The sequence below is a fragment of the Serratia sp. Res13-Sevr-LER1-36-b genome (assembly GCF_015673035.1).
GTDB lineage: Bacteria > Pseudomonadota > Gammaproteobacteria > Enterobacterales > Enterobacteriaceae > Chania > Chania fonticola_C.
Genome location: NZ_JADACK010000014.1, coordinates 58,985 through 84,817 on the forward strand (window position 1 = coordinate 58,985; position 25,833 = coordinate 84,817).

21 protein-coding genes and 6 tRNA genes are annotated in these 25,833 nt (G+C 55.5%); 14 read left to right on the forward strand and 13 right to left on the reverse strand.

Annotated features, from left to right (window positions below):
* Positions 1–111 precede the first annotated feature (111 nt).
* On the forward strand, positions 112–1,338 hold the full coding sequence (locus tag IMQ33_RS09050) for an OFA family MFS transporter (RefSeq protein ID WP_024486104.1): 1,227 nt from the start codon (positions 112–114) through the stop codon (positions 1,336–1,338).
* A 72-nt stretch (positions 1,339–1,410) separates the two neighbouring features.
* Here IMQ33_RS09050 and glk read toward each other — a convergent pair whose 3' ends face one another.
* A complete protein-coding gene (gene glk / locus IMQ33_RS09055) occupies positions 1,411–2,373 on the reverse strand; it encodes a glucokinase (RefSeq protein WP_024531243.1) in 963 nt (320 codons plus the stop codon).
* 332 nt (positions 2,374–2,705) lie between these two features.
* Here glk and IMQ33_RS09060 point away from each other — a divergent pair, with 332 nt between their 5' ends.
* On the forward strand, positions 2,706–3,953 hold the full coding sequence (locus IMQ33_RS09060) for an ion channel protein (protein ID WP_196061819.1): 1,248 nt from the start codon (positions 2,706–2,708) through the stop codon (positions 3,951–3,953).
* On the opposite strand, the gene IMQ33_RS09065 is transcribed toward IMQ33_RS09060, so the two are convergent.
* Positions 3,950–4,642 (reverse strand): aspartate/glutamate racemase family protein, encoded by a 693-nt coding sequence (locus IMQ33_RS09065; RefSeq protein ID WP_196061820.1) that lies wholly within the window; start codon positions 4,640–4,642, stop codon positions 3,950–3,952. The two genes, IMQ33_RS09060 and IMQ33_RS09065, sit on opposite strands and share 4 nt — an antisense overlap.
* Before the next feature lie 69 nt (positions 4,643–4,711).
* Positions 4,712–5,170: a multidrug/biocide efflux PACE transporter gene (locus IMQ33_RS09070; RefSeq protein ID WP_196061821.1), complete on the reverse strand. Its 459-nt coding sequence runs from the start codon at positions 5,168–5,170 to the stop codon at positions 4,712–4,714.
* Positions 5,171–5,269: 99 nt separating this feature from the next.
* Here IMQ33_RS09070 and IMQ33_RS09075 point away from each other — a divergent pair, with 99 nt between their 5' ends.
* Positions 5,270–6,160 (forward strand): LysR family transcriptional regulator, encoded by an 891-nt coding sequence (locus tag IMQ33_RS09075; RefSeq protein WP_024531247.1) that lies wholly within the window; start codon positions 5,270–5,272, stop codon positions 6,158–6,160.
* Here IMQ33_RS09075 and IMQ33_RS09080 read toward each other — a convergent pair.
* On the reverse strand, positions 6,136–7,797 hold the full coding sequence (locus IMQ33_RS09080; RefSeq protein ID WP_186528639.1) for an alpha-keto acid decarboxylase family protein: 1,662 nt from the start codon (positions 7,795–7,797) through the stop codon (positions 6,136–6,138). The two genes, IMQ33_RS09075 and IMQ33_RS09080, sit on opposite strands and share 25 nt — an antisense overlap.
* Before the next feature lie 244 nt (positions 7,798–8,041).
* Between IMQ33_RS09080 and mgrA the strand changes: the two genes are divergently transcribed.
* Together mgrA and IMQ33_RS09090 are read left to right on the forward strand one after the other, a co-directional pair.
* Positions 8,042–9,031 (forward strand): L-glyceraldehyde 3-phosphate reductase, encoded by a 990-nt coding sequence (gene mgrA / locus IMQ33_RS09085; RefSeq protein WP_065683015.1) that lies wholly within the window; start codon positions 8,042–8,044, stop codon positions 9,029–9,031.
* A 257-nt stretch (positions 9,032–9,288) separates the two neighbouring features.
* The gene (locus IMQ33_RS09090; RefSeq protein WP_196061822.1) at positions 9,289–9,660 is read left to right on the forward strand and encodes a DUF2502 domain-containing protein; all 372 of its coding nucleotides are present in this window, start codon (positions 9,289–9,291) and stop codon (positions 9,658–9,660) included.
* 122 nt (positions 9,661–9,782) lie between these two features.
* On the opposite strand, the gene IMQ33_RS09095 is transcribed toward IMQ33_RS09090, so the two are convergent.
* Positions 9,783–11,018: an Nramp family divalent metal transporter gene (locus IMQ33_RS09095; protein WP_065683013.1), complete on the reverse strand. Its 1,236-nt coding sequence runs from the start codon at positions 11,016–11,018 to the stop codon at positions 9,783–9,785.
* A 378-nt stretch (positions 11,019–11,396) separates the two neighbouring features.
* Here IMQ33_RS09095 and IMQ33_RS09100 point away from each other — a divergent pair, with 378 nt between their 5' ends.
* Positions 11,397–12,584 (forward strand): NupC/NupG family nucleoside CNT transporter, encoded by a 1,188-nt coding sequence (locus IMQ33_RS09100; RefSeq protein WP_021178662.1) that lies wholly within the window; start codon positions 11,397–11,399, stop codon positions 12,582–12,584.
* A gap of 180 nt (positions 12,585–12,764) precedes the next feature.
* Here IMQ33_RS09100 and IMQ33_RS09105 read toward each other — a convergent pair.
* From IMQ33_RS09105 to gltX, 3 genes are all read right to left on the reverse strand, one after another.
* A tRNA-Ala gene (locus IMQ33_RS09105) sits at positions 12,765–12,840 on the reverse strand.
* A 62-nt stretch (positions 12,841–12,902) separates the two neighbouring features.
* A tRNA-Ala gene (locus tag IMQ33_RS09110) sits at positions 12,903–12,978 on the reverse strand.
* A 220-nt stretch (positions 12,979–13,198) separates the two neighbouring features.
* Positions 13,199–14,614, reverse strand: coding sequence for a glutamate--tRNA ligase (gene gltX, locus IMQ33_RS09115; protein ID WP_024527144.1), 1,416 nt, complete (start codon positions 14,612–14,614; stop codon positions 13,199–13,201).
* 283 nt (positions 14,615–14,897) lie between these two features.
* Here gltX and IMQ33_RS09120 point away from each other — a divergent pair.
* From IMQ33_RS09120 to IMQ33_RS09135, 4 genes are all read left to right on the forward strand, one after another.
* Positions 14,898–14,973 (forward strand) — tRNA-Val (locus IMQ33_RS09120).
* Between the two features lie 33 nt (positions 14,974–15,006).
* A tRNA-Val gene (locus IMQ33_RS09125) sits at positions 15,007–15,082 on the forward strand.
* A 38-nt stretch (positions 15,083–15,120) separates the two neighbouring features.
* Positions 15,121–15,196 (forward strand) — tRNA-Val (locus IMQ33_RS09130).
* A gap of 33 nt (positions 15,197–15,229) precedes the next feature.
* Positions 15,230–15,305 (forward strand) — tRNA-Lys (locus IMQ33_RS09135).
* 596 nt (positions 15,306–15,901) lie between these two features.
* Here the strand turns inward: IMQ33_RS09135 and dhbA are convergent.
* Genes dhbA through IMQ33_RS09155 form a run of 4 tightly spaced genes read right to left on the reverse strand, consistent with a single transcriptional unit; the run spans position 15,902 to position 20,365 of the window.
* Positions 15,902–16,660 (reverse strand): 2,3-dihydro-2,3-dihydroxybenzoate dehydrogenase, encoded by a 759-nt coding sequence (gene dhbA, locus IMQ33_RS09140; RefSeq protein WP_196061823.1) that lies wholly within the window; start codon positions 16,658–16,660, stop codon positions 15,902–15,904.
* Entirely contained in the window at positions 16,660–17,514 is an 855-nt protein-coding gene (locus IMQ33_RS09145) for an isochorismatase (protein WP_065683007.1), read from the reverse strand. Before IMQ33_RS09145 ends, dhbA begins: the two co-directional genes overlap by 1 nt.
* 3 nt (positions 17,515–17,517) lie before the next feature.
* Positions 17,518–19,146, reverse strand: a complete 1,629-nt coding sequence (locus tag IMQ33_RS09150; RefSeq protein ID WP_196061824.1) for a (2,3-dihydroxybenzoyl)adenylate synthase — start codon at positions 19,144–19,146, stop codon at positions 17,518–17,520.
* Between the two features lie 10 nt (positions 19,147–19,156).
* Positions 19,157–20,365 (reverse strand): isochorismate synthase, encoded by a 1,209-nt coding sequence (locus IMQ33_RS09155; RefSeq protein WP_196061825.1) that lies wholly within the window; start codon positions 20,363–20,365, stop codon positions 19,157–19,159.
* Positions 20,366–20,550: 185 nt separating this feature from the next.
* On the opposite strand from IMQ33_RS09155, the gene fepB reads away from it, so the two are divergent.
* A complete protein-coding gene (gene fepB / locus IMQ33_RS09160) occupies positions 20,551–21,519 on the forward strand; it encodes a Fe2+-enterobactin ABC transporter substrate-binding protein (protein ID WP_370571974.1) in 969 nt (322 codons plus the stop codon).
* On the opposite strand, the gene entS is transcribed toward fepB, so the two are convergent.
* Positions 21,506–22,774: an enterobactin transporter EntS gene (gene entS / locus IMQ33_RS09165; protein ID WP_196061826.1), complete on the reverse strand. Its 1,269-nt coding sequence runs from the start codon at positions 22,772–22,774 to the stop codon at positions 21,506–21,508. The two genes, fepB and entS, sit on opposite strands and share 14 nt — an antisense overlap.
* Positions 22,775–22,934: 160 nt before the next feature.
* On the opposite strand from entS, the gene fepD reads away from it, so the two are divergent.
* Genes fepD through IMQ33_RS09180 form a run of 3 tightly spaced genes read left to right on the forward strand, consistent with a single transcriptional unit; the run spans position 22,935 to position 25,832 of the window.
* On the forward strand, positions 22,935–24,008 hold the full coding sequence (gene fepD / locus IMQ33_RS09170) for a Fe(3+)-siderophore ABC transporter permease (RefSeq protein ID WP_173408927.1): 1,074 nt from the start codon (positions 22,935–22,937) through the stop codon (positions 24,006–24,008).
* A 1-nt stretch (position 24,009) separates the two neighbouring features.
* The gene (gene fepG, locus IMQ33_RS09175) at positions 24,010–25,035 is read left to right on the forward strand and encodes an iron-enterobactin ABC transporter permease (RefSeq protein ID WP_065683001.1); all 1,026 of its coding nucleotides are present in this window, start codon (positions 24,010–24,012) and stop codon (positions 25,033–25,035) included.
* Complete coding sequence (locus tag IMQ33_RS09180) at positions 25,032–25,832, forward strand: ATP-binding cassette domain-containing protein (RefSeq protein ID WP_021178674.1); 801 nt, start codon at positions 25,032–25,034, stop codon at positions 25,830–25,832. The genes fepG and IMQ33_RS09180 overlap by 4 nt, the downstream gene beginning before the upstream one ends.
* The last annotated feature ends 1 nt before the right edge of the window (position 25,833 follow it).

A 25,833-nucleotide genomic window follows, 5' to 3' on the forward strand; every position in this document is an offset into this window, starting at 1 on the left:
GATCCGCCATGGGCAACGATCGCCCCCTTTATAATAAGCCCATACCGCAGGGCTCTGGTTGCCTTGCTAATTTTGCCAATAGGCAACGCCAATACAGGAAGGAGACCGGCCATGAACAGCAAACCGGCAAATCGCAGCTTAATCGTTCTCGGCACCATCATCTGCCAGATGGGCCTCGGCACTATCTATACCTGGAGCCTGTTCAACCAGCCGCTGGTAGACAAGTTCCACTGGGGCCTCGGCGATGTCGCTACCACCTTCTCGATCACCAGTTTCTTCCTGGCCTTCGCAACGCTGTTCGCCGGCAAACTTCAAGAACGTTTCGGTATCCGTAATCTGACGCTGGTCTCCGGTGTGCTGGTCGGCCTGGGGTTGATTGCCAGCGCCCACGTGCAATCGCTGGATATGATTTATCTGTTAGCGGGCGTGGTGGTGGGTTTTGCGGTGGGTATCGCTTACATCTCTACGCTATCCAACCTGATCAAATGGTTCCCAGACAACAAGGGGCTGATTTCCGGCATCTCCGTCGGGGCGTTCGGTAGTGGCAGCCTGTTGTTCAAATACGTTAACGCCGCCCTGATTAGCGGTGCCGGTGTCTCTGCCGCCTTCTTCTACTGGGGCGTGATCGTGATGGCGCTGATTGTGCTAGGCTCCATGCTGCTCAAAGAACCGGTGCAGGTTAACCAACAGGCTAACCATGGCACGCTGGGCAACGATTACACCGTGCGCCAGATGCTGGCCAGCAAAGAGGCCTACATGCTGTTCGTGATTTTCTTCGCAGCCTGTATGAGTGGCCTGTATCTGATTGGTATCGTTAAAGACATGGGCGTACAGCTGGCTGGAATGGATTTGGCCACCGCCGCCAACACCGTTTCCGCCGTGGCAATCTTCAATACCGCAGGCCGCATCATTCTGGGCACCCTGTCCGATAAAGTAGGCCGTATGCGCGTCATCAGCTTCACCATGCTGGTCACTATTCTGGCGATTGCCGCACTGAGCTTCGTGACGCTGAGCCATACGTTGTTCTTTATCTGCGTCGGTGCGGTCGCTTTCTGCTTCGGTGGCAACATTACCGTCTTCCCGGCGATTGTCGGTGACTTCTTCGGCCTGAAAAACCACAGCAAAAACTACGGCATCATTTATCAGGGCTTTGGTCTGGGCGCGCTGGCAGGGTCGTTTGTTGCCAACCACTTCGGCGGCTTCCACGCGACCTTTATGGTAATGGGTGTGCTGTCGGTCATTTCACTGCTGATCACCCTGTTTATCAAAGCGCCGAAAGCGGTTGAGCAGGAAGAAGAGTCTCACGCAGAGCCGGTATTGGCTAAGGCCAACGGCTAATCAACCCGTCGTCTTTGGTCGGCAAAAAAAGGGGCGCTGCCAAACGGGTAGCGCCCCTTTTTTATTGGCTGATTACAGGTGTATCCCCAGTGTCTGGCGTAGATGGGCACCGGCTCCCAGCAGCCCCGGTTGGGAATGGGTGATCATAAAGACTGGAATTTCACGTACATAGTCTTTAAAGCGGCCCTTGTCTTCAAAGGCGGCGCGGAACCCGGAGGCCTTGAAGAACTCCATAAAGCGCGGCACGATGCCCCCGGCAATATACACCCCGCCAAACGTCCCCAGGTTCAACGCCAGGTTGCCGCCAAACCGCCCCATAATCACGCAGAACAGTGACAGGGCACGGCGACAATCGGTACAGCTGTCCGCCAGCGCACGCTCGGTGATGTCTTTTGGCTCCAGCTTCTCGGGCAGCCGCTTGTCTGCCTTAACGATGGCACGGTACAGATTCACCAGCCCAGGGCCAGACAGCACACGCTCCGCAGAGACGTGCCCTACTTCGCCACGCAGTACCTCGAGGATGATGTCCTCTTCTTCGCTGTTCGGTGCAAAATCCACGTGGCCGCCCTCACCCGGCAGGCTCACCCAGCGGCGGTTAACATGCACCAGATGCGCTACCCCCAGGCCAGTACCCGCACCGTAAACGGCAATAGGTTTATCTTTTTGCGCTTTGCCACCGCCAAACTGCAACACGTCATCTTCGGACAGCATCGGGATAGCCATCGAAACCGCGGTAAAATCGTTAATTACTTCCAGGTGCTTTAAGCCCAGGCTCTCTTTCATCGCTTTGATGGAGAAGGCCCAGGTGTGATTGGTCATGGCGACCCAATCCTCCGTTACCGGGCAGGCGATGGCAATACAGGCGTCCTGAACCTCCAGTTGCAGCTCGGCCAGGTATTGGCGGATCACCGCTTCCAGGCTATCGAACTCCAGACCAGAATAGGTTTTCGCCTGGGCGATCTCGCCCGTCTCGACAGTGCACAGCGCCAGGCGGGCATTGGTGCCGCCAACATCACCTACGAGGGCATAGGTCATCGGTGTTTCTCCCTAAAATGAATAATACGAAATTGGGTACACTGTAAAATCACGCCGCCCAAACAACAATCGGCATTCTGCGACCCGCTGCGCAATAGCGATCTCGATCACAAAAATCGTTTCAGCCAGCACAGTTTTCACCGATTTATACCGGCGGTTACAGATTGGCGCAAAAAACGTGAGATGAATGCGATGGCGTGCGGCTACCATTAGCGAAATTGCTCCGTTGGAGCTATATACTATGCAAAACATTTCTCTGGGGCCTGGCGATTCTGCTGGCTTTACTCTCTGTTTTCCCTGCCAATCAGGGACGTAACAACAAGGGATCCCGCATGCTGCATCCGCGTGCCAATGCTATGTTGGCCTTCGCCCTGCCCGCGATCGTTATCGGTTCTGTCTCCAGCCTGATCCTCATCTTGCTGATGGAAAGTGCCAGCGTGCTACAGAATTTGCTGTGGACTCGCCTCCCGGAGCTGCTCAATATCGATAGCCATTCCCCCTGGTGGACCATCGGTATTCTCACGCTGACCGGTATAGCCATTGGGTTGATCATACGTTTCGTACCGGGCCATGCCGGGCCAGATCCGGCTACCGAATCACTGATCGGCATGCCTTTGCCGCTATCCGCCGTGCCGGGGTTGGCGTTAGCTTTGATGATCGGCCTGGCAGGCGGCGTCAGTTTGGGGCCGGAAAACCCGATCACCGCCATCAATATTGCCCTGGTGGTCGCACTCGGGGCCAGACTATTACCCAAAGTGCCAAGAATGGATTGGATCATCCTCGCCGCCGCGGGCACGATTGGCGCGATGTTTGGTACACCGGTTGCCGCCGCCCTGATTTTCTCGCAAACGCTGGGGGGGAATAGCGAAGTCCCTCTTTGGGATCGGCTGTTTGCCCCGCTGATGGCCGCTGCTGCCGGGGCCGTCACTACCCAGATGTTCTTTACCCCGAACTTTGCCCTACAGCTTGATGCTTACGATGTTACCCGGCTACGCGATATCTTCAGCGGCTCGGTGGTCGCGCTGATTGCTATTGCCCTGGGGATGGTGGCGATCTGGTGCTTCCCACGCATGCACCACATGTTCCATTCGCTGAAAAATCCGGTATTGATGCTCGGGCTAGGTGGTCTGTTGCTGGGGATCCTTGGGGTGATTGGCGGAGATGTCACCCTGTTCAAAGGGTTGGATGAGATGAAACTGTTGGTGGTCGACGGCAGTTTCACCACCAGCCAATTGTTGGTGATCACCCTGACCAAGCTGGCCGCCCTGGTGGTAGCTGCCGCCAGTGGCTTCCGCGGCGGGCGTATTTTCCCGGCGGTATTTATCGGTGTCGCACTGGGGTTGATGTTGCATCAACATGTCCCGGCGGTTCCGGCAGCAATCACCGTCTCCTGTGCCATTATGGGGTTGGTGCTGGTGGTGACTCGCGACGGCTGGCTGAGCCTGTTTATGGCCGTGGCGGTAGTGCCAGAGCTGCACCTGTTACCGATACTCTGTATTGTGATGTTGCCCGCGTGGCTGGTGCTGGCGGGCAAACCTTTGATGCTGGTAGTAAAAAACCAGCCTCCGCATAAAGACTAGGCCAGAGCATACTCAGCAGCGGCGTGCGCATGAATGGCCGTAGTGTCGAACACCGGCACCGCGGCATCTTGTGCGCCAACCAACAGGCCGATCTCGGTGCAGCCAAAGATGATCCCCTCGACGCCCTGCTGTTCCAGCTTGGCAATAATCCGGCGATATTCATCGCGTGAGGTATCAACGATCTTGCCCAGGCACAGCTCTTCATAAATGATGCGGTGTACGATATCGCGATCGGCAGCATCCGGCGTGACCACTTCGATAGCAAATTTATCCTGCAAACGCCCACGGTAAAAATCCTGCTCCATGGTAAAACGCGTACCGAGTAAGCCGATACGGCGAATATTTTGCTGCCGTACCTGCAATGCCGTGGCATCGGCAATATGGATCAGTGGCAGACCGCTGGCCTGTTCCACCGCATCCGCCACCTTATGCATAGTGTTGGTACAGATCACGATGGCTTCGGCACCGGCAGCACGCAGCGAAGCGGCGGCCCCTGCGAGCAAACGACCAGCGCCTTCCCAATCACCTTGGTGTTGCAGGCGTTCCACCTCATGAAAATCCACGCTGTAGAGCACGATTTTGGCTGAATGCAGGCCACCAAGCCGCTGTTTCACCTGCTCGTTGATCATTCGGTAATAGGGGATGGTGGATTCCCAACTCATCCCGCCCAATAATCCCAACACTTTCATTCGGTTCTCCTTGGTTTTGACTCACTATCAACCAGACATTACCCGAGAACGACCCGACTGACGAAGCAATTATTTGCTGCGCGAACTGCTAACCCGAGCCTGACGCGGCTCGAACCAACGCTGGCGCAGGGTATCGTAGAGCCAGTTGTACGCCATGGTATAGGGCAGGAAGAACAGGAAGAAACCAATCTCCAACACAAAGGCCTGCCACAACGAAATATTGAGCATAAACGCGGCTATCGGCAGACCAATCAGCACAAACCCGGCTTCAAAGCCAAAGGCGTGGCCAATACGCACTTTCAGCGTTTTGACAACTCGACTCACCGGCCACAGCCGATCAAAGATCGAGTTATAAACGATGTTCCACAGCATGGCGACGGTAGATAACATGATCGCCAGCGCCCCTACCTGCGCCATCGAGCGGTTAAGCATCCATGACCCCAAAGTGGCACAGATCATCACGGCGATAGCTTCGAACCCCACGGCGTGAACGATACGTTCAACCAACGACTTGTTTTGCAACTGCATACTTCACCTGCTTTATGAACATTATTGAAAAAGTCAGGTGATTATCATCGTTTTTTTGCGTAGATTAAAAATAGGTTCCATCGATAAAGTAGATACATCATGCGCTATTCCCCAGAAGCCCTACTGGCCTTTGTTGAGGCCGCCGCGTTAGGCTCGTTTTCTGCAGCCGCACGTAGGCTGCGCAAAAGCCAATCCACCATCAGCACCGCCATTGCCAATCTGGAGGCAGATCTTGGGCTAACGCTGTTCGATCGCCAGGCCCGCCAACCAGTATTGACGGAGGCCGGCCGCAAGGTGCTGGGCCACGTGCAGGAAATTCTCGCGGCCAGCGAACGGCTCGATGCGCTGAGCATACGCTTGGGGGACAATATCGAACCACGGCTGACCATCGTTTTTTCCGATACCTATCAACCCAACCATCACGATAACCTGCTGAAACATTTCGAGCGGCGTTATCAGGATATTGAGCTGGAGTGTATGATCGCCGAAGGGGAGGATGTGCTGGATCTGCTACAGACTGGCCGCGCTCACCTGGGAATGCTGGCGGTTCAACCCACCTATCCCCCCGAGATTGCCGTCTCCAGACTGCCAGAACAGACTGAAATGGGGCTATTTGTCGCTCATGACCATCCGCTGACCCGTCTCCCGGCCCTGACGCAGGCCCACCTTGCCAGCAGCCGCCAACTTTACCTGAACACCTATACCAGCAACAACGCGACTAAACCGCGCGGGCGAACCTGGTCGGCGCCCAGCTATCTGATGCTGTTGGAGATGGCGGAACAAGGGGCAGGTTGGGCGATATTGCCGCACTGGCTGGTCAAACAGTACGGGCAGCAACGTCTGACAGAGCTGAAAATGCGTGGCTGGCCGCAAACTATCTCGGTCGACGCCGTATGGTCCAAGCTTACCCCGCCGGGTCCAGCGGGGCTGTGGTTATTGGATCGCCTGCTGGAAAATGCCAACGATCAAGCCGCCGCATTACGCGATTGAATGGCCCGTGACACGCTATCGAGCAGTTCGGGAAAATCCATTTTCGGCAGCACCACCTCGATAAACGCCAGTTGCTCGCAACCACCGACCTCTCCAAGCGCCGCACGCAACTGCTCAGGCTCGGTGACGCGCAGGCACTTCATCTGATGATCGAGCGATAAAGCCTGCGGTAACCGCGTCCAGTTCCATTGCGCGATATCGTTATAGCGCTGTTCCGGCCCATGGATGGCTCGCTCGATAGTGTAACCGTCATTATTCAGCAGCAAGATCACCGGCTTTTGCCCATCGCGCAACATACTCCCCAACTCCTGCACGGTAAGTTGAGCGGCCCCATCGCCAATCAGCAACACCACCCGACGCTGAGGCTCGGCAGTCTGCGCGCCGAACGCCGCCGGTAAGGTATAGCCGATCGACCCCCATAAGGACTGTACGATAAACCGGCAACCCTGCGGCAGCGTCAACGACGCCGCGCCAAAACAGGCGGTGCCCTGCTCCGCAATCAGGATATCTCCCGGCAGCAAGAAGTCTTGGATCTGCTGCCAGAAACCATGTTGATCCAGACCGCTGGCACTCGGACCTGGCAGCGCTGGCCGTTTAATCGACGGCAACGTCCATTGGCTGGCTAACGATAACGTCAGTTGGTGTAAGGCCTTCACAGCGTCCCGCATCGGGACCTGGCTGAATACCTGCTGCCCAACCCTTGCCTCGAACGGCTGAATATCTATGCATTTATCCACGGGCAGGTTATGACTAAACCCGGCGGTGATGGCGTCGGTGAAACGCACCCCGACGTTAATCACCACATCGGCCCCCTCAATCTGCTGCTTGACTTGCGGATCGCTCGCGGCTGCGGCATAGGTTCCGGTGAAGCAGGCATGGGTTTCATCCAACACGCTTTTGCCTAACAGCAATGTGGAATGGGGAATATTGACCTCATTCATCCATTGTTCCAGCACCGGTTCGGCACCAAAGCGTTCTGCCAGGAAATCGGCCAGCAGGGAAACCTTTTGCGCTGCCTGCAGTTTTTCCCGTGCGGCGGCGATAAATGCCTGTAAGGAAACGTCGGACAGATTGGGCTGGCGTAACACTAAAGGTGCCGGGCGCGAAGCCAACGGAGCTTCAGCAACGTCACTTGGCAACAGCAGGTACACCGGGCGGCGCTCATAAAGTGCGGTGGTCAACAGGCGATCGATTTCCGCTTCCGCATTGCTGGCCGTCAGGCTGGCCTGGGCGATGGTGACCTCTTTCGCCATGCGGGCAAAATGACCGAAATCCCCATCCCCCAACGAATGGTGCAACAAATCCCCAGCACGCTGGGCTCGCAAAGCCGGGGCGCCAACAATGTGGATCACCGGCAGGTATTCGGCATAGCTACCGGCAATGCCGTTTATCGCACTTAATTCACCCACGCCAAAGGTGGTCAGCAGTGCCGCAGCTGGCTTGCAGCGGGCATAACCATCGGCAGCATAGGCGGCGTTTAGCTCGTTGGCGCAGCCGACCCAGGTTATCTGCTGATGATCAATAACGTGATCGAGAAACTGCAGGTTGTAATCTCCCGGTACGCCAAAAAAGTGGCGAATGCCAATCTGGGCTAACCGATCGAGAAGGTAATCTGCCACCGTATAGCTCTTGCTCATGATCATCACCTAGGTAACGGGAGAATGGTTAGTATTAAGTATTAAAGATGCTGCCGAATTTTCGAACTTTATCGGCAAGAGGCACTGGAAACCTCACTTTACATCTGCGCACTAATGGCATGCAGTTGAGATCATCCATAAGCAATTTGAATAAATGGCGGACAATTAGCGTGATCTGGCACTCTGACAACCCAGATGTAAGCGCATACACTGAATATCATTTCCCGCCGTCGATGAGGATTTTATGGTTTATCAAGCTGAGCCTGCCCGCTACCAGAATATGGAATATCGCCGCTGTGGCCGCAGCGGGCTGCAACTGCCAGCCGTTTCACTCGGTATGTGGCACAACTTTGGTGATAGCTCGCTGTATGACAATGCGCGCAGTCTGGTACATCGTGCCTTCGATCTTGGCATTACCCACTTCGATCTGGCCAATAACTACGGGCCACCGCCGGGTTCTGCCGAGGAGAATTTCGGCCGCATTTTGCATCAGGATCTCCAGCCTTATCGCGATGAGCTGATTATCTCTTCCAAGGCGGGCTACACCATGTGGCCTGGCCCCTATGGTGACTGGGGATCAAAGAAATACCTGGTCGCCAGCCTGAACCAGAGCCTGCAACGCATGCGGCTCGACTATGTGGATATCTTCTACCATCACCGCCCTGACCCAGATACGCCGCTGGAAGAAACCATGGCGGCGCTGGATTTGATAGTCCGCCAGGGGAAAGCGCTGTATGTCGGGTTATCGAATTACCCGGCCGAACGGGCGCGGCAGGCATTTGCCATACTGCAACAGCTTGGTACTCCTTGCGTGATCCACCAGCCGAAGTACTCGATGTTTGAACGCTGGGTCGAACCCGAGTTGCTGGATACGCTGGAAGAGCATGGCGTGGGGTCTATCGCCTTCTCACCACTGGCCGGAGGCATGCTGACCGATCGCTATCTGCAAGGCATTCCGCCTGATTCCCGCGCAGCCAGCGGCAGCCGCTCACTCACTCCCGAGCAGATTACCGAAGCGAAACTGCAAAAGGTTCGCCAACTGAACGCGCTGGCAGAACAGCGTGGCCAAAAGCTTTCGCAGATGGCGCTGGCCTGGGTATTGCGTAACGATCGGGTCACTTCCGTTTTGATCGGTGCTAGCAAAGTCAGCCAGATTGAAGATGCGGTCGGTATGTTGGCCAACCGTAAGTTCAGCGCAGAAGAGATCGCCAAGATTGAGCAGATCCTGATGTAATCGCTTACAAACCGCCGGTAGATTATCGGCGGTTTTTTCACCTTTCCTCTCAGATAACTCCCAATCCCCGGTGTTCCCCATGGCTTTCAGAATTTCCCCAAAGGCGCGGTCGCTCCACGGCGATAGCATCCCTCGGATAAATACCTCATGGATTTTACGCATCGCGTTAAAGAACGAGGGATAACAACCGTTTTGCATGGCCAAAACCTATACCGATGAACGTGCTTCATTATCGGTATCCGGCCAAGGGAGCCTAAATGTTCAAACCTCTGTTTACCGCTGCCATTCTGGTGACGCTTTTCATGCCCACCGCCCATGCTAGCAGCGTCAATATTGATTTGCTGCCGGGGGTCTCACTGCAGATTGGTGACCAGGACAAACGGGGCAATTACTGGGACGGTTACGACTGGCGCGATCGCGATTGGTGGCATGGCCATCAGGGGCGTGATTTAGGGGAACGCAACCGCCGGGGCTACTATTGGGATGGCTATCGCTGGCGTGACCGCGATTACTGGCACAAAAATTATTACTATCATGATGGCCGCTACCGCAAGGCCGATAAATACTATTACAAACAGTATAAAAAACAGCATTATAAGAACAAGCATCATCACGATCATGATGATTGACCCCTCACCCCAACCCCTCTCTGGGAGAGGGAGCCGATCGGCATCGTAATCAGGTTCAGAAGTCAGTCTGTAGCACGTTCATTCCCTCGCCACGAGTGAGGGTTAGGGCGAGAGGAACTATCCTAAATCAGGTTGCTGAGCAGCAAATAACCGTTGAGCCCAACCACAACCAACACAATCAGCTTACCGAGATTCTGAATCAGACGACCATTGACCATATCCCCCATCAGTTCACGGTTGCCGGTAAACGCCAGCAGCGGCACCAACGCCAGGGCGATACCAAAGCTCAGCAGTACCTGGCTCAAAACCAGAATACGCGTCGCATCCATCCCCATCATGATGACAATAAACGATGGCATCATGGTGACCACCCGCCGCACCCAGATAGGAATATAGAAACGGACAAAGCCCTGCATCACCACCTGCCCCGCCAAGGTCCCTACCACCGTAGAAGAGAGACCTGCGGCAACCAGGCTCAGGCCAAAAATGGTGGCCGCCGCATTGCCGAGCAGCGGCTGCAACGTCAGGTAGGCTTGGTCAAGATCGGTAATGCCGCTGTGGCCGTTGAAATGGAATGCGGCAGCGGCGGTGGCCATCATCGCCAGGTTAACAAAACCGGCAATGGTCATGGCGATCGCCACGTCCAGCTTGGTGGCTGAATAACGTTCTGCTTTAGAGTCTTTACCGGCGGTCTGCGTCAGAGAAGAGTGCAAATAAATCACATGCGGCATGATGGTTGCCCCTAACACCCCTGCAGCAAGAAACACCGCGTCACCATTCGGCAAATCAGGGATCGCCATCCCTCTAAGCAACCCGCTCAGCTGCGGCTGAGAAAATACCAGTTCCACGATATAGGCCATTGCCACAAACAGCAGCAGGCCGCCTATCACCAGCTCCAGTGGCTTTTGCCCGCGTTTTTGCAGCATCAGGATCAGGAAGGTGGCAATGCCGGTGAGGACAGCCCCCTGCAACAGCGTTACCCCCAGCAGCAGTTTGAAACCGATCGCGGCACCGATAAACTCAGCCAAGTCAGTGGCCATCGCGATAATCTCCGCCTGCACCCAATAGGCCCAGACGGCCGGGCGCGGGAAGCGATCGCGGATATGTTCGGCAAGGTTTTTACCGGTAGCGATGCCGAGTTTGGCAGACAGCAGTTGGATCAGCATCGCCATGACGTTGGCCCATACCACCACCCACAGCAGCGTGTAGCCAAAAGAAGCGCCAGCTTGAATATTAGTGGCAAAATTACCGGGGTCGATATAGCCGATGGCGGCGATAAAGGCAGGCCCCATCAGAGAAAGTTTGATCTTTCTGGACGGGCGGCTGGAGGAATTGTTAACCGCGCGACTGTTCAGCATAGCGAAAACCCTTACTAATTTAGCTCACCTTCATCTTTACCCAAGTGATAATGATTATCAAGTGCATTTGCAGCGATAATGGTTATCTCTGCGATAGCCAAAAACGAAGGTTTTATCGAACAGATCGCATGAAATCCTGGCGTTTCCATCTACTCTAGATCACAGGGTTCAGAGCAGATCACGCTTAATAATAAAAGTAGCACAAAAATGCCACGAACACGCATCTTTATTAACATCTTGATCTTTGGTGCTTTGCCGTCATAGATTAGGACTATCTCCACTATGATTTTCCATATTTGCTATGAATGTCTCGTTTTTAAACTTGGCGTTACATAAAATGACAACCGAAATTCAGCCTGCCTCAAATTTGGAGCAAACATGTCCCATATTGCGCACTTTGCGTTAGCGTTGGTGGTGGTTGCGATCCTGGCCCTGTTAGTGTGCCGCGATCGTAAAAACATCCGCATCCGCTATGTTATTCAGTTGTTAGTTATTGAAGTGTTACTGGCCTATTTCTTCCTGAACTCGGAAGCAGGTTTAGGCTTTGTAAAAGGCTTTGCAGCAATGTTCGACAAGTTGCTCGGGTTTGCGGGGCAAGGGACTGATTTTGTGTTCGGCGGGATGGGTGATAAAGGTCTGGCCTTCTTCTTCCTGAAGGTGCTGTGCCCAATCGTGTTCATCTCTGCCCTGATCGGTATTCTGCAATACATCAAAGTGCTGCCGTTTATCATCCGCATCATCGGGACCGTGCTGTCTAAAGTGAACGGTATGGGCAAACTGGAATCCTTCAACGCCGTAAGTTCGTTGATCCTGGGCCAATCTGAGAACTTCATTGCCTATAAAGATGTGCTGGGCAAGATGTCAGAAAAACGCATGTACACCATGGCTGCTACCGCGATGTCGACAGTTTCCATGTCCATCGTTGGTGCGTACATGACCATGCTGGATGCCAAGTATGTAGTGGCGGCGCTGGTACTGAACATGTTCAGCACCTTTATCGTCCTCTCACTGGTCAACCCTTATGACACCAGTAAAGAAGAAGAGCTGCACCTCGGCAATCTGCACGAAGGCCAAAGCTTCTTTGAAATGCTGGGTGAATACATTCTGGCAGGCTTCAAGGTGGCGATTATCGTTGCCGCGATGCTGATTGGCTTTATCGCCCTGATTGCCGCGCTTAACGGCCTGTTCAGCGCCATCTTCGGCCTGAGCTTCCAGGAAATCCTGGGCTACTTCTTCTATCCATTTGCCTGGGTCCTTGGCGTGCCTAAGCACGAAGCGTTGCAGGTTGGCAGCATCATGGCCACCAAGCTGGTTTCCAACGAATTCGTCGCCATGATGGAACTGCAGAAAATCGGTGCTGAGCTGTCCCCACGCAGCATGGGTATTCTGTCCGTGTTCTTGGTGTCCTTCGCCAACTTCTCTTCTATCGGTATCGTAGCCGGTGCGATTAAAGGGTTGAACGAACATCAGGGCAACGTGGTTTCACGCTTCGGCCTGAAGCTGGTTTACGGCTCAACTCTGGTTAGCCTGCTGTCAGCGGCCATCACAGGCCTGGTTCTGGGCTAACAGCTTTAGAATCGACAAGTTCTAGTCTTAAGACGCCCGATGAAGTTTATCGGGCGTTTTTTATTTGATGGCCCAATGACAATACTGCTCGAACTGAAGGCGAGGAATAGACACAACATGCGGCGGTGTTCTTACAGCACAAAAGCAAAAAGCCGACCCAAGGGTCGGCTTTTCAAATGGTGGTGGAGCTAGACGGGATCGAACCGTCGACCTCTTGCATGCCATGCAAGCGCTCTCCCAGCTGAGCTATAGCCCCACAAAAGTGGTACGCATTAACCGTGCGTTACGGTATTCCCCAACCTTCCTGAGATAAAAGGTTGGTGGAGCTAGACGGGATCGAACCGTCGACCTCTTGCATGCCATGCAAGCGCTCTCCCAGCTGAGCTATAGCCCCAATCCACAATCACGAAATCCTGTGAACGGGGCGCATGATATGAAACCCCAGAAACCCTGTCAACGGCTAAATTGAATTCCTCGATCAAGCGCTGAAAAAGCCGCCAAATCAGCGCGTTTAATACTAAAAAACCGCCGCTTTGGGCACAAAATAAACCGGCAAGAAAAAAGCCCCACGAATCACTTCGCAGGGCTTTGTCGGTTTAGCTAGCAACTAACGGTCAGGCTTGCGCTTCACGCTCGGCAATATAAGCCAACGCCTGATCAATACGCTTGAGGGAGCGAGCCTGGCCGATAGCATGTACGGTAACGTCCATGCCCGGTGACTGGCCAGCGCCAGTGACCGCGACACGCAATGGCATCCCTACTTTGCCCATACCCACGCCCAGTTCGTCTGCGGTGCCCTGAATGGCGTCGTGCACGTTCTCTGGCGTCCAGTTGGTAATAGCGGCCAGTTTAGCGCGCACGGCCTCCAGCGGCTGGCGTGCGACCGGACGCAGGTGTTTCTTCGCCGCATCGGCGTCAAACTCGCTGAAGTCCTGGTAGAAGTAATGGCAAGACTCCGCCATCTCCTTGAGGGTTTTACAACGCTCGCCCAGCAGTTTGACCAGATCTTTCAGTTCCGGACCGTTGCGGGTTTCAATCCCCTGCTGCTCAACATGCCATGCCAGATACACCGCCACTTCTTCCGCTGGCATATGGTTAATGTAGTGATGGTTTAACCACTGCAGCTTTTCGGTGTTGAAGGCGCTGGCGGATTTGTTGATCGCATCCAGGGTAAAGAACTCTTTCATCTCGTCGATAGAGAAAATTTCCTGATCGCCATGGGACCAACCCAGACGCACCAGATAGTTCAACAATGCCTGCGGCAGGTAGCCGTCATCACGGTATTGCATCACGCCAACGGCACCGTGGCGTTTAGACAGTTTTTTACCGTCATCACCCAGGATCATCGACACGTGAGCATATTCAGGCACCGGAGCGCCCAGCGCTTTCAGGATGTTAATCTGGCGCGGGGTGTTGTTGATATGGTCTTCACCACGGATCACGTGGGTGATTTCCATATCCCAGTCATCGATCACTACGCAGAAGTTATAGGTTGGCGCACCGTCGGTACGGCGAATGATCAGATCGTCCAGCTCCTGGTTGCTGAACTCGATCGGGCCACGGATTTTATCGTCGAAGATAACCGAGCCTTCCTGCGGGTTACGGAAACGCACAACGTGTGGCTCGTCATCTGTGTGGCTGCACTGGCTATCGCGGCAATGGCCGTCATAGCGTGGCTTCTCGCCGTTTTCCATTTGCTTCTCGCGCAGCGCTTCCAGGCGTTCTTTCGAGCAATAGCACTTATAGGCCGTTCCCTGTTGCAGCATTTCATCAATCACCGCGTTGTAGCGATCGAAACGCTTGGTCTGGAAGTACGGACCCTCATCCCAATCCAGGTTCAACCAGTTCATGCCATCCATAATTGCGTCGATAGCCTCCTGGGTTGAACGTTCGAGATCGGTATCTTCGATACGCAATACAAACTCACCGCCGAAATGGCGGCTGAACAACCAGGAATAGAGCGCAGTACGGGCGCCGCCGACGTGCAGATAGCCGGTCGGGCTTGGGGCGAAACGGGTTTTGATTTTCATTGGGTTCACTGCCTTATTACGCAACGCGTGTCAGCGGAGTGCCGACGATTGCTCGGAATGTAAAATAGTGGGCGACATTCTACCACTCCATGCTAATTCCTCAACGCCGACACGCTATCGGCCACTACGCTTTGCGGCCCACTACGCATGATACTGTGCAAAGAATCGTCCTGGTCGGCGATAAATATCGCATCCTGTCTAAATTTGCGGCGAACGATTGAAATCATTTTAAAAACCGTTGACTCACTTTCAACTATCCCTATAATGCGACTCCAACAAGACGGGGTGATTAGCTCAGTTGGTAGAGCATCTCCTTTACACGGAGGGGGTCGGCGGTTCGAGCCCGTCATCACCCACCATCTTGTTAACGCAGTAAGAAATGAGAACAATGAGGGTGATTAGCTCAGTTGGTAGAGCATCTCCTTTACACGGAGGGGGTCGGCGGTTCGAGCCCGTCATCACCCACCATCATTCTCTCATTTGGTAGTATCTGGAAGTCCTGAAGTGGGTGATTAGCTCAGTTGGTAGAGCATCTCCTTTACACGGAGGGGGTCGGCGGTTCGAGCCCGTCATCACCCACCATTTCAGTTTCAGAAAGCAGTAAACCACATTCGTGGGTCGTTAGCTCAGTTGGTAGAGCAGTTGACTTTTAATCAATTGGTCGCAGGTTCGAATCCTGCACGACCCACCATCATTTAGAAAAAGGCGCCTTTAGGCGCCTTTTTCGCATATGCGCGCCACACTATCGTACCGTCACCCTCACCACATACGCAAAGAAGGGTCGTGTGGGTGAGGACCTGCGTTCAGGTTCGAGTCTCGCTTGCGAGACAACGGCGGCGGCCGGTCATCCTGCCAGACCCACCATCATTTAGAAAAAGGTGCCTTTAGGCGCCTTTTTCGCATATGCGCTCCCCACAAGAGTACCGTCTCCCTCAGCACATACGCAAAGAAGAGGCGTGTGGGTGAGAACCTGCGTTCAGATTCGAGTCTCGCTTGCGAGACAACGGCGGCGGCCGGTCATCCTGCACGACCCACCGTACAGGTGCCTAATGTTCGCCCCCTACTTCTTTTGACCTACCCGGCAACCGCCTCCTCAGCCAACGGTGATATCTCCCTCACTCTAACCCTAACCCCAAGGAGAGGGAACAGTCTGTGCCACCGGTTATTCCGCCATTAACCTAGCCGCCGCAAAGAAATAAATATTTTAAAGGCAATTAGTTACTAACCATCAAAAACAAAAAGGGAGCCCAACTCGGCTCTCTACGGTTTTAACACATTGGCAATAACTCAAGCCGCCAACGTCGCCCCACCATCGATCACAATATCCTGCATCGTGATATGGCTAGCCCGATCAGATGCCAGGAACAGAATCGCATCGGCAATCTCCTGCGGTTGGGCAATCTTGCCCAATGGGATACCCAACTTAAACTGGTCGGGGAACCCCCTGATCATATTGCTTTCGCCGTGTTCGTCCTGCCACATCCCGCGTAGCATCGGGGTATTGGTCGAACCGGGGGAAACCAGGTTACTGCGCACGCCATAAGGTGCCATTTCCAGCCCTACGGTTTGACACAGGCTGCGCATAGCGGCCTTGGAGGCGCAGTAAGCCGCCATGCCAACACGTGGTACATGGGCCGCGTTAGAAGCAATGCTCACGATGGCCCCCTGCTTCTGGCGGCGGAACACCGGCAAGGTATGACGGAACAGGTTAAAGGCACCACCCGCGTTCACCGCCATGCAGGCCAGCCAGTCCGCATTACTGGTTTCATCGGTCAGCCCCATGCGCAGAACGCCAGCCCCATTGACCAGCACGTCCAACCGTTCATGTTCCGCCAATAAACGCTGGCAAACGCTATCTACCATAGCGGCATCAGTGATATCCAGCACCTCGGTGCGGAACGGATAGTCCAGATCGCCAAAATGCAGATCGAAGCCGATAACCTCGGCCCCACTCTGTGCAAATGCCAATGCGGTTTGATAACCAATCCCCGCCCCGGCACCGGTCACCCAAACGCGTTTACCGCTAAACTCCTGTTCTCTAGCCATCAGGATCTCCTCTCGGAAAGCAACGCCCACCAGCTATCGATCGTGGGTGATTTGGCCAGCGCGATAAAATCGATATCTTCACGAATTTTACGCCAGCGGGTTGCCAACTCCATGATACGTACCGAGTCCAGACCGTAATCGATCAGGTTTTCATCATTGCCGATCTCTTCGCTATCTTCATCAAGCAACGGGATAATCTGCTGGCGCAGCGCATCGATGCTGGCAATACCGGGTAACAGATCTGCTGTGGTCACCACGCGGCCACAGCGCCCGGCGGTGTAACGCAGGGCCATCAGGTGTTCCTCGCGGGAGAAGTCCGCCAGGCCGTCGGCCACCATAAACGGTTTGATGTTACGCATAAAGGCGTCGATAGCCGTGGTCATGCAGCCAATGTGCGCGTAGACGCCGCAGATAATCAGTTGGTCGCGCCCGCTTTCTTGCAGGATCTCTTGCAATGGCGAACGGTGGAACGCGCTGTAACGCCATTTAACCAGCACCGTATCGTCAGCATCCGGTGCCAATTCGCTGACCACTGCCTGCTGCTCAGGGTGCTTGTTCAGCCCCGGCCCCCACATATCATTCAGCAAGGCACGGTCTTCATCACTTTGCTGATTAGGCTGCGCGGTATAAAACACCGGGATACCCTGCTGCTTGCAGTAGCGACGCAGAGCGGCGATGTTCTCGACCACCTGTTTGATCAACGGGCTATCTTCGCCCCAGAAATTAAGGAAATATTGCTGCATGTCGTGGATCAGCAATGCCGCGCGCTGTGGCTCGAAGGCCCAGTTAACCTTGTTAACCGGCAGCTCGCTCGGCGTTGGCAACGCATAATCGTTAAGTTTAGGGATCGCCATGACTTATTCTCCTTTGGCCTGAGCCAGTTGTTGCGTTTCCAGGCGTTCACGCAGCAGTTTTTTATCGACTTTGCCGACCGGGGTTAACGGTAGTGACTCCACCTGAATAAAGCGGTCGGGCAATTTAAATTCGGCCACGCCCTGCTCACGCAGATGGCGGCGCAGCACCACGGGTTTGACTGCCTCGTGCGCGATGACGAAGGCACAGCTTTTTTCACCCATCAGATCGTCCGGCATCGACACCAGCGCGGCGTTAATCACCGCAGTGTGGCGCAATAACAGGTTTTCAATTTCTTCTGCGGCAATCTTTTCGCCCCCCCGGTTGATTTGGTCTTTCTGCCGCCCTTGTACCTGCACATAACCGTCCGCCGTCAGGCTGATCAGATCGCCGGAACAGTAGAAACCGTTCTCATCAAAGGCTTCGGCATTATGCTCAGGGCTTTGGTAATAACCGCGGAAGGTGTATGGCCCACGCGTCATCAGGCGGCCCGTTTCCCCTACCGGTAGCGGATTACCTTGTTCATCTGCCACCCACAACTCGTCGTCCGGGCACATTGGCGTGCCTTGGGTGGTGAGAATGTGTTGGTCGTCGTCATCCAGCAATGTGTAGTTCACCAGCCCTTCGGCCATGCCAAACACCTGCTGCAACTGGCAGCCGATCTCGTTGCGTATGCGGGCCGCCAGGGTTTCCCCCAATTTGGCGCCGCCAACCTGCAGCAGCGCCAGGCTGGCTAACGGCTGATTGCTGCCCCACTCTTCGATCGCCTGTAGCCACAGGGTAACGGCTGGAGGCACCAACGCGGTGACCGTGATCTGATGCTGTTCGATCAGTTTGAAACATTGTGCAGCCGCGGGATCGCTGGCAAATACCACCAGCCCGGCACCGTAAAACACCCCCAACACGCCCGGAGAACTCATTGGGTAGTTGTGGGCCACCGGCAACGCACATAGATAGCGGGTAGCACTGTCAAAGCGGCAAATCTCCACGCTGCGGCGGATGCTGTAGTAATAATCGTTATGAGTGCGCGGGATCAGCTTCGGCGTACCGGTGCTGCCACCGGAAAGCTGGAAAAACGCCACCCGATCGGCGGCCGTTGGCGTCGGTTCAAAAGCACCGAGTTCCTCTTCCAGCCAAGCGGCCAACGCCTGTTCACCTTCGGCCTGATTACGCAGCCCAACCACCCGTAGCGAAGGATGCTGTTCTCTGAACGTATCCAGGAACTGATCCTGAGCGAACAGGGCGTGATCGCGATCGGCAATCAGCAGCGCAGGCTTGATTTGGCTGGCATAGGCGTTCAGTTCGCTACGTTGATGGCTGAACAGGGCATTCACCGGCACCACGCCGATTTTTAACAGAGCAAAGAACACCACATAGAATTCAACCACGTTGCCAAGTTGAACCAACGCGGTATCGCCCGATTGCAGTCCGCGTCTTAACAAGGCGGCACCTAGACGGTCGGAAAGCTGTTCCAGTTGGCGGTAGCTTAAGCTGCGTTGTGGGTCGATCATGGCAACGGCGTCATTGTTGGCCTGACGGGACAAAATGTCGGTCAATGGCCGATCGATCCAATAGCCGCGTTCGCGGTAACGGCGCGCGAACTCTTCAGGCCAGGGGGTAAAAGCAATAGTCATGAGGGACTCTCTATCCTTGATTAAGACCGAACGCACGCAGAATGGTGCTGAGTTTGGTGCCAGTTTCGTGCCATTCGGACTGCGGGGAAGAGTCCTGCACGATGCCCGCACCGGCAAACAGGCGCACCTGATTACCCTTGACGGTGCCGCAACGGATGGTAACGACCCATTCTCCGTTGCCCTCGGCGTCACACCAGCCAACGATGCCGCCAAACAGCTGCCGGTCAAACGGCTCAAGCTGTTCGATGAGATCGCGCGCTGCCAGCGTTGGAGTACCGCATAATGCTGGCGTCGGGTGCAGCAGACAGGCTAGTGACAGAGCATTCTCTGCCCGATCGGCCACTTCACCGTCGATTGGCGTCGAAAGATGCCACAACGTGGTGGTACTGAGCAGTTCGGGGGTTGCGGGAATATGCAAATGACTGCAACGCCCAGCCAAGACCTGACGCATGCCTTCGGTCACGATCTGGTGCTCATAACGGTCTTTGCCTGAAACCAACAACTGTTCGCTGACGGCCCGATCCCGCTGCGGATCGCTTTCCCGCCGCGCCGAGCCCGCCAGCGGATTGGAATGGAACTGGTCGCCAAATTTACGCAGCAGCAGCTCCGGGCTGGCTCCCACCAATGCCCCCTCTGCCAGCGGCACGTGAAAATGGAAGCCGTGCGGATTCTGGGCAATGATGCGCGCCATCAACGCTGCGTGGTCTACCGGCTTGCTGGTTTCAATGTCCAACAGGCGGGCGAGTACCACCTTATCCAATCGATCACCGCTGGTTGCCTGTACGGCATCGCTAACCATCTGCATAAACTGCGGCTGCGCTGGCAATTCGGTTTGGCGCACAATCTCAGGGAGCGATCCGGCAGCAGGCGCCAAGTTGGCCTGCAGGGTTTCACGATCGAACCATTGTGTCTGTTGTGGGATAAACAGTGACGAGGGTTGACGAGTATCGAAAGGGATTGCGCCGCACAGCAGCGGATCCTTGATGCCTGCCTTGCGGGCTTGCGCAAAAGCCTGCTGTATCGCCTGCTGGAATTGACCCTGCAGGTCATCGCCATCAACCGCTGGCAAGGTGATGCGGGCAAAGCATCCCTGGGTGCTCAGACTGCGAAAAGGCGAGGTAAAAAAGAAACCTGAAGTCGGGGATATTGTGGCGACCTGTGCCAGATCTACACCCTGTTGCAGGTCCTTTTGCGCAGCGCCCTTAACGGCTACGTCCATAGGTACTTCCTCTTGTTTCATTAACAATAACCAATATAATAATGATTATCATTTGTATTGCATCCGCGATAAAGTACCTGCCAGAACTTACCATGTCAATAAACGTAACCTCTTCTGCTAACCCACATTAACAGTTAAACTTGGCGGTTTCTGACCAATGAATGATAATCATTCGAATTAAAAGGATGTCACCGATGTCAATTCCCCTACGGCTCAGCCTGGCGCTGTTTGGCCTGCTGGCATTGAGCGTAGCCCAGGCCGAGACTCAAGCCTGGCCGCGCAGTATCGAAACCTCGCACGGCGTTATCACCCTTAACCACCCCCCACAGCGCATCGTTTCCACCAGCGTGACGGTTACCGGGACACTGCTGGCGATAGACGCTCCGGTGATCGCCAGCGGAGCCACCAGCCCAAACAATAGGCTGTCGGATCGGCAGGGCTTTTTCCACCAGTGGGGAGAGATTGCGGCCAAACGTGGAGTGAAGCGGCTATATATTGGTGAACCCAACGCCGAGGCGATCGCCGGTGAGGCACCTGACCTGATTGTAATGTCCGCTACCGGAGCCGATTCTGCGGTGCGCCTGTACGATCAACTGTCGGCCATCGCTCCGGTACTGGTGGTGAACTACGACGATAAAAGCTGGCAGGAACTGGCCAACATCCTCGGCGTAGCGACCGGCCATGAAGCACAAGCGGAGAAGATCGTCAGCGAGTTTGATCGCCGTGAGAAAACGCTGAAACAGCAGATGACATTGCCACCCCAGCCCATAACGGCACTGGTGTTTCGCAGCGATGGCAAGAATGCCAACCTGTGGACCGCCGACTCATCACAAGGGCAACTGCTGCAACAGCTAGGCTTTACCCTGGCCACCTTGCCGCCCAAACTCAACGCCAGCACCAGCCAAGGGGCGCGGAAAGACATCGTCCAACTCGGCGGTGAAAACCTGGCAGAAGGCTTGAATGGCCAAACGCTGCTGTTATTCGCCAATGACGAAAGCGACGTACAGCGGCTGATGAGCAACAGTTTCCTGGCCCATCTGCCCGCGGTGGAGAACAAGCGGGTTTATGCCCTGGGGAACGACACCTTCCGGCTGGATTATTACAGCGCCAGCAACTTGCTGACGCGTCTGGAAAAGCTGTTTATTTCTCCGTAGTCGCAGTGGCGGGTTGGAGTTTATCGCTCTGCCCGCCCATGCTCACGTTGCGCAGGCCACGCATGGCAAACGCCAGCACCACAGCCAGCAGCGCCGCACCGAAACCGAAGCTGGTCGAACTCATCGCTGGCAGCATAAATGCCCCCATCGCGCCGAGCAGCAAAGCGCCAAGCGCATCCCCTACTACGTTCTGCGCGGTCCACAGGCCGTTAATCCGGCCCAGAAACGCGTCCGGCGTCAGGTTCTGTATCAGGCCATATTGCAGCAGCGAGTTCAGTGCGCTGAGGTAGCCAAACACCACCAGGCACAACAACGCCATGCCGTACCAAGGCATCAGGCCAAACAACCCCACGGCCACGAAAGCCGCTATCGCCGTTATCAACATCATCCAGCCTGGCCGTGCCATCTGAGCCACCCGGCCACTGGTAAATGCGCCAATCGCCGCCCCTAATGGCACCGCCGCATACATGATCCCCAAACTCTGGGTGGTAACCTGCCACATGCCCGAGATAGCTGGATATAATACGCGCACCGCACTGGCCATGGTCATCAACGCACCAATCAGCGCCACCATGCCAATCACCTTGTTCTGGAACAGGAAGGTGAAGCCGCCGATCAATGCCCGCAGCGGGTGTTCACAGGGCTGCGGCGGAGGTGGTAACTGGGGCAGTTTTAATAGCGGGATCAGAGTGATCAACGTCCCCAAGGCCGCCAGTGCATAGTTCCAACTGATACCCGCCCCGGCGATCACCAGCCCGCCGATAGCGGGAGACAGGATCGACCCAAAGCGCACGGTCAGCATGCTGATGGCCCCGGCCTGTACGATATTCTCACGGCCAACGATGGCCGGTGTCGCCGCCAGCAACGCCGTCACGCCTACCGCACCAAAAAATCCGTCCCACACCGCGAGAAGATAAATGGCCGTCAATGAAGGTGCAGGCAGCGCAGCATTGAGGCACAGCCCCAGAAAACCCACACCGCAGGTTGAGCGCGCAAACAGGATCAGGCGACGGCGTTCATAACGATCGGCCAACACGCCCCCCATCAGTAAACCGGCAAACATTCCGCTGCCCGCCAGGGTCACCGACAACCCGACCAACAAGGTTGAGCCGGTTAACGCCTGGATCTGCACCGGAATGGCAATCGCCATCAGGCCCAATGCCAGGATCGAAATAAAACGGGCGCAGAATACGGCACGAAAAGCGGGGTTGGTCCTAAGCAGGCTAAAATCGAGCAAAATAGAGGGTTTATTCATTTTGTTATCACCACAACTTATATCCTTGATCTTCCACAAACAACGACACGATATTCGATAGGCTCAGCGCTAGTGCTGGTCAGGCTGCCATGCTACCATAGATAAATACAATCAATAATGATAATAGATATCATTGATATTCAGTTAACAATGGGCTGTCATGTTCCGGCTTACACCTAATTGCTCTCCTCCGCTTCCTGACCGCAGGGGCATTCTGTTTCTGGGGTTATCCCACTCCTTCTGGCAGCGCCTGTTTGGCCTGCTGTGCGCCTTTGCCGTGCTGCTGTTGGTAATGATGCTCAGCCTATCGCTAGGGGCTAAATCCATTCCTTTCAGTAACGTCGTTGCCGCTCTGAGTGGCCAATGCAATGGCGCAGACTGCGTCATCATTACTGAAGCACGTCTGCCACGCACGCTGATCGGCGTATTAGCTGGCATCGCGCTTGGGCTGGCTGGCGCACTGATGCAAACCCTCACCCGCAACCCGCTGGCAGACCCTGGTATCTTGGGGGTTAACTCCGGGGCCGGTTTCGCCGTGGTGTTGGGCATTACCTTCTTTGGTGCGACCAATGTCAGCCAATATCTTTGGTTCGCCTTTGCCGGTGCGCTGTTTGCCTCGCTGTTGGTAGCGCTGGTAGGCGCAATGGGCGGCAGCCGCGTTAATCCTGTGCGCCTGACGCTGGCCGGGGTGGCGCTGGCCGCTGTGCTGGAAGGGATGACCACCGGCATCGCTCTACTCAATCCTTTGGTGTTCGATCAGCTGCGTTTTTGGCAGGCTGGCACACTGGACATTCAGAATATGGCGGTGGTACGTGCCGTAGCATTGCCAATCCTGCTGGGCACGCTGATCACCCTGTGGCTTAGCAAGGCGTTGAACAGCTTGAGCATGGGGAGTGAGCTTGCAGCGGCGCTCGGCACCGGAATTATTCGCACCCAACTGCTTGGCCTGTTGGCTATTACGCTGCTGTGTGGCGGAGCTACCGCCGCCGTTGGCCCTATCGCCTTTGTCGGGCTGATGATGCCCCACATTGCCCGGCGGCTGGCGGGGTCAGAACTCAACTGGATGCTGCCCTGGACGCTGGTTTTAACGCCAATCCTGCTACTGAGCGCTGATTTACTGGGGCGCTTTCTGGTCGCGGGGGAACTGCGGGTCTCCATCGTACTTTCCCTGATCGGCGCGCCGATGTTGATTATGTTGGTGCGCCAGCGCCGTATGTTCCGGCGGGGAGGATAAGATGAGCCTGTTGGTTTCCCGCCAGATCCTCGCCAAAAAGCCGTTTCGGCTGGCGCGCCCTTTAGCAACTGCCCTGCTGTTGTTATTCGCCTGCCTTGCGCTGGCGGTTTATGCCCTCGGTTCTGGTACCTTGCAGCTCAGCGCTGCGCAGGTGATCGACGCGTTACGCGGCGAAGGCCCGGCCAATCTTGCGGTGATCGTCACCCAGTGGCGTTTGCCTCGTGTGGCCATGGCTTTACTGTTGGGGGCAGCGCTCGGCCTCAGCGGTGCGATTTTCCAGTCACTATTGCGTAACCCGCTCGGCAGCCCTGACGTGATTGGTTTCAATACGGGAGCCTATAGCGGCGTACTGGTCGCCATCGTGCTGTTTAACAGCAGCGTTATCGGCATTACCTCTGGGGCGTTGGCGGGTGGCCTGCTTACCGCCGGGGTGGTTTATCTGTTGGCCTGGAGCAACGGGGTAGAAACCTTCCGCCTGATTATTGTCGGGATTGCCGTTCGTGCCCTGCTGCTGGCCGCCAATACCTGGATGATCATCAGCGCCTCATTGGAAGCGTCCATGACAGCTGGGCTATGGTATGCCGGATCCCTCAACGGCATCACCTGGGCGAAAAGCCTGCCGGTGCTGGCGGTGCTGCTGCTGGCGTTACTGGTATTGCTGACGTTGACAAGGCGCATGCGGTTGCTGGAAATGGGGGATGACACCGCCTGCGCACTCGGCGTTGGGGTTGAACGTTCCCGGCTGTTGTTGTTGTTGGTCGGCGTGATACTAACCGCTGCCGCCACCGCCGTGGCCGGGCCGATTTCCTTTATTGCCCTGGTCGCCCCGCAAATTGCCCGCCGCCTGTGCGCCAACCAGCATGTCTTACTGCTCACCGCGCTGACCGGTGCCCTATTATTGCTGGCGGCCGATGTGGCAGCGCAGCGCCTGTTTATGCCTTATCAGTTGCCGGTCGGCGTCTTGACCGTCAGCATAGGTGGCATCTATCTGATTTGGTTACTTATCCGTGAGTCACGAAAAAAATGAATGCTGAAACCCCGTTAACCGCACCGCTGCGTGCCGAAAACCTGACGCTGAGCTACGACAAGAAAATCGTCGCACGCGATCTTTCAGTGTCTATTCCTCACGGCGAACTGACTGTCATTATCGGGCCAAACGCCTGTGGTAAATCCACGCTGCTGCGCACCCTCAGCCGCCTGATGCAACCGCAGGCGGGTTCAGTATGGCTGAACGGCCGACAAATCCGCGAATATCCCACCAAGGAAGTCGCACGCCAACTTGGCCTGTTACCGCAAAGCTCAATTGCCCCAGGTGATATCACGGTGTTCGATCTGGTTGCCCGTGGCCGCTACCCTCATCAGAGCCTGTTCAGCCGCTGGCGCGAAGAAGATCAGCAGGCAGTGGAACAGGCCATGCGCTCAACCGGCGTGGCGCAGTTGGCCGATCAACCCGTCGATACCCTTTCCGGTGGCCAACGCCAGCGGGTGTGGATCGCCATGGTGTTGGCCCAGCAAACACCGCTGCTGCTGCTGGATGAACCGACCACCTGGCTGGACATCACTCACCAAATCGATCTGTTGGAGCTGTTGCGCCAGTTGAACCGGGTGAATCATTATACGCTGGTAGTGGTGCTGCACGATCTCAACCATGCCTGCCGCTATGCCACCCATCTGATCGCCATGCGCGACGGCAAAGTAGTGGCCGAGGGCGCGCCAAAAGACATTGTTACGCCGGAATTGATCGAGGAGGTTTACGGGTTGAAGTGCGTGATCATCGACGATCCGGTTTCGCATACGCCGCTGGTGGTGCCATTGGGGAAATAGC

Bases quoted from the DNA above. Each gene is read 5' to 3' on its own strand.
- IMQ33_RS09050 (WP_024486104.1), top strand. From the start codon at position 112: ATGAACAGCAAACCGGCAAATCGCAGCTTAATCGTTCTCGGCACCATC.
- glk (WP_024531243.1), bottom strand. From the start codon at position 2,373: ATGACCTATGCCCTCGTAGGTGATGTTGGCGGCACCAATGCCCGCCTG.
- IMQ33_RS09060 (WP_196061819.1), top strand. From the start codon at position 2,706: ATGCTGCATCCGCGTGCCAATGCTATGTTGGCCTTCGCCCTGCCCGCG.
- IMQ33_RS09065 (WP_196061820.1), bottom strand. From the start codon at position 4,642: ATGAAAGTGTTGGGATTATTGGGCGGGATGAGTTGGGAATCCACCATC.
- IMQ33_RS09070 (WP_196061821.1), bottom strand. From the start codon at position 5,170: ATGCAGTTGCAAAACAAGTCGTTGGTTGAACGTATCGTTCACGCCGTG.
- IMQ33_RS09075 (WP_024531247.1), top strand. From the start codon at position 5,270: ATGCGCTATTCCCCAGAAGCCCTACTGGCCTTTGTTGAGGCCGCCGCG.
- IMQ33_RS09080 (WP_186528639.1), bottom strand. From the start codon at position 7,797: ATGAGCAAGAGCTATACGGTGGCAGATTACCTTCTCGATCGGTTAGCC.
- mgrA (WP_065683015.1), top strand. From the start codon at position 8,042: ATGGTTTATCAAGCTGAGCCTGCCCGCTACCAGAATATGGAATATCGC.
- IMQ33_RS09090 (WP_196061822.1), top strand. From the start codon at position 9,289: ATGTTCAAACCTCTGTTTACCGCTGCCATTCTGGTGACGCTTTTCATG.
- IMQ33_RS09095 (WP_065683013.1), bottom strand. From the start codon at position 11,018: ATGCTGAACAGTCGCGCGGTTAACAATTCCTCCAGCCGCCCGTCCAGA.
- IMQ33_RS09100 (WP_021178662.1), top strand. From the start codon at position 11,397: ATGTCCCATATTGCGCACTTTGCGTTAGCGTTGGTGGTGGTTGCGATC.
- gltX (WP_024527144.1), bottom strand. From the start codon at position 14,614: ATGAAAATCAAAACCCGTTTCGCCCCAAGCCCGACCGGCTATCTGCAC.
- dhbA (WP_196061823.1), bottom strand. From the start codon at position 16,660: ATGGCTAGAGAACAGGAGTTTAGCGGTAAACGCGTTTGGGTGACCGGT.
- IMQ33_RS09145 (WP_065683007.1), bottom strand. From the start codon at position 17,514: ATGGCGATCCCTAAACTTAACGATTATGCGTTGCCAACGCCGAGCGAG.
- IMQ33_RS09150 (WP_196061824.1), bottom strand. From the start codon at position 19,146: ATGACTATTGCTTTTACCCCCTGGCCTGAAGAGTTCGCGCGCCGTTAC.
- IMQ33_RS09155 (WP_196061825.1), bottom strand. From the start codon at position 20,365: ATGGACGTAGCCGTTAAGGGCGCTGCGCAAAAGGACCTGCAACAGGGT.
- fepB (WP_370571974.1), top strand. From the start codon at position 20,551: ATGTCACCGATGTCAATTCCCCTACGGCTCAGCCTGGCGCTGTTTGGC.
- entS (WP_196061826.1), bottom strand. From the start codon at position 22,774: ATGAATAAACCCTCTATTTTGCTCGATTTTAGCCTGCTTAGGACCAAC.
- fepD (WP_173408927.1), top strand. From the start codon at position 22,935: ATGTTCCGGCTTACACCTAATTGCTCTCCTCCGCTTCCTGACCGCAGG.
- fepG (WP_065683001.1), top strand. From the start codon at position 24,010: ATGAGCCTGTTGGTTTCCCGCCAGATCCTCGCCAAAAAGCCGTTTCGG.
- IMQ33_RS09180 (WP_021178674.1), top strand. From the start codon at position 25,032: ATGAATGCTGAAACCCCGTTAACCGCACCGCTGCGTGCCGAAAACCTG.